1 protein-coding gene and 1 pseudogene are annotated in these 2,865 nt (G+C 69.3%); both read right to left on the bottom strand.

The window, feature by feature from the left end; genetic code table 11:
• The coding region (locus x551_RS20675; RefSeq protein WP_051512255.1) for a LysR family transcriptional regulator at positions 1 to 985 on the bottom strand (985 nt) is incomplete at its 3' end.
• Positions 986 to 1,333: 348 nt separating this feature from the next.
• Positions 1,334 to 2,514, bottom strand: a pseudogene (gene metK, locus x551_RS20670) (methionine adenosyltransferase).
• Positions 2,515 to 2,865: the final 351 nt, after the last annotated feature.

Below are 2,865 nucleotides of genomic sequence, written 5' to 3'. Positions count from 1 at the left end.
GCTCCGCGGCGGCAGCGCTCACGGCCGGTGCCCCGGCCGCGGCGCTCTTGCGCCGCATGTGCTCCAGCCGCCAGTGGATCCAGGCCTGGCCATGCACGCGCAGGAACTGCTCGAAGGCGGCGGCGGCGGCGGGCACCGGCCGGCCGGCCAGGTGCATCACGTGCCAGTCGCGTTCGATCGGACAGTCCGGCATCGGCAGGATGGCCAGCATGCCGGTCTCCAGCTCCAGCACGCAGGAGTGCAAGGAGAGGAAGGCCACGCCGAAGCCGGCCGCGCACATCTGCTTGATGGCCTCGTTGCTCGACATCTCGGAGCCGATGGTCAGCGACACGCCGGCGTCCTTGAACAACTGCTCGACCGTGGTGCGCGTGCCGGAGCCGCGCTCGCGCACCAGCAGGTTGGCCTGGTTCAGCGCAGCGAGGCCGGGCTTGGGCGTGGTCATCAGCGGGTGCGACGGCGCGGCGACGAAGGCCATCGGGTGCTTCGCGAACGCGGCGGAGATGGTCTTCAGCTCGGCGGGCGGGCGGCCCATGATGGCGAGGTCGATGTCCTGTCCGGCGAGCTGGTTCACCACGTCGGCGCGGTTGCCGATCTGCAGCTTCACCTTCACCTGCGGGTGCTCGCGCACGAACTCCAGCAGCAGCGGCGGCAGCAGGTACTCGGCGGTGGTCACGGCGCCGATGCGCAGCAGGCCGGCGATGTCGCCGCAGTGCGCCGCCATCGCGTCGCCGGCCTCGCCCCACAGGTCGAGTATGCGGCTGGCGTAGCCGGCCAGCAGCTCGCCGGCTTCGGTGAGCTTCACCCCCCGCGCGCTGCGCCGCAGCAGCGGCGTGCCGGCCGCGTCTTCCAGGATGCCGAGCTGGATCGACACCGCCGGCTGCGTGAGGTGCATCTCGTCGGCCGCGCGCGACACGCTGCCGAGCCGCGCGACCGCGTTGAAGGCGGCGAGCTGGCGGAAGGTGGCGTTGCGGAGGGGGTTGCTCATCGGACGGCGTGTCGACCCATTAGGCTACGCGATCGGCCCGGCCCGTTCCTGTTTTGCAGAACCGAATAGCCCGGTCGCAGTCAGGGCGACTCCCTGGGGGCGTGCCCCCGGCGGGATGGCTGCGGGACAGCCGGTCTGGCCGCAGCGTCGGGTCGCCGCGGCCAGGACGGCCGCTGCATCCTGTCAGCGGCTGCGCCGAGGATTCTTCTGGCTGCGGCACGGGCCTGGAGGCGCTTCACTTCGCTGGCGCGAAGTGAGCCTGCGCCGCAGCTTTGTGGTCTGCGTTCACGTCGTTGCGCGACATGAACTTCGCCCCAAGGCGAACGAGGCGCTACGCGCCTGCCGGGCTCAACGCCCGGCCGCTGCTCGCAGCGCGTTCGCCTTGTCGGTCTTCTCCCAGCTGAACTCGGGTTCTTCGCGGCCGAAGTGGCCGTAGGCTGCGGTCTTCTCGTAGATCGGGCGCAGCAGATCGAGCATCTGGATGATGCCCTTGGGGCGCAGGTCGAAGTGCTCGGCCACCAGCCTGGCGAGCTGGTCGTCGGGGATCACGCCGGTGCCTTCGGTGTAGACCGTGATGTTCATCGGCCGCGCCACGCCGATCGCGTAGGCCACCTGGATCTGGCACTGCCGCGCCAGGCCGGCGGCGACGATGTTCTTGGCCACGTAGCGCGCGGCATAGGCGGCCGAGCGGTCGACCTTGGTCGGGTCCTTGCCGGAGAACGCACCGCCGCCGTGCGGGCAGGCGCCGCCATAGGTGTCGACGATGATCTTGCGGCCGGTCAGGCCGCAGTCACCCTGGGGGCCGCCGATGACGAAGCGGCCGGTCGGGTTGATCAGGTACTTGGTGTCCTTCAGCCATTCCTTGGGCAGCACCGGCTTGATGATCTCTTCGATGATGGCCTCGGTGAACGAGGCTTCATCTTCTTCGCGGTCTCGCTCTGGTCGGGGCTGTGCTGGGTGGACAGCACCACGGTGTCGATGCTGTGCGGCTTGCCGTCCACGTAGCGCATCGTCACCTGGCTCTTCGCGTCGGGCCGCAGGAAGGGCAGGCGGCCGTCCTTGCGCAGCTGCGCCTGACGCTCGACGAGGCGGTGCGCATAGTAGATCGGCGCGGGCATCAGCTCGGGCGTCTCGTCGCAGGCGTAGCCGAACATCAGGCCCTGGTCGCCGGCGCCGGTGTTCAGGTGGTCGTCGCTGGCCTGGTCGACGCCCTGCGCGATGTCATTGCTCTGCTTGTCGTAGGCCACCAGCACCGCGCAGCCCTTGTAGTCGATGCCGTACTCGGTGTTGTCGTAGCCGATGCGCTTGATCGTGTCGCGCGCGACCTGGATGTAGTCGACGTGCGCGTTGGTCGTGATCTCGCCGGCCAGCACCACGAGGCCGGTGTTGGTCAGCGTCTCGGCCGCCACGCGCGAGCGCGGGTCCTGCGCGAAGATCGCATCGAGGATGGCGTCCGAGATCTGGTCGGCCACCTTGTCGGGGTGCCCTTCGGAGACGGACTCAGAGGTGAAAAGGAAGTCGTTGGCCACTCTTAAACTCCATCAATCGATCCATTGCAACTCGCGTTGCCGGGCCCGGGTCGGGAGGAGCGGCGAACGCTTTAGCGGTTTGTTGGGTCCTTCGACCCGGCAGACCCGACCGGCCCTGCAATCGCCCCGCAAGTAGTTCCGTAACTCGGCGACGCCACAATTCTAACGACCCTCGATGAGCCGATTCCTGACGACCCTGATGCGCGTGCTGTCCGGCTGGCCGCTGTGGCTGCTGCACGGCCTCGGCGCGCCGATCGGCTGGCTGGTCTATGCCGCCTCGGGCGACTACCGGCGCCGCTTCCGCGCCAACGTGGCGCTCGCCGGCGTGCCGTGGCCGCAGGCGCGGCAGGC

Source organism: Methylibium sp. T29, assembly GCF_000576205.1.
GTDB lineage: Bacteria > Pseudomonadota > Gammaproteobacteria > Burkholderiales > Burkholderiaceae_C > Methylibium > Methylibium petroleiphilum.
The sequence above is the reverse complement of the archived record's forward strand: the minus strand, read 5'-3'. Positions and strand labels throughout refer to the sequence as shown.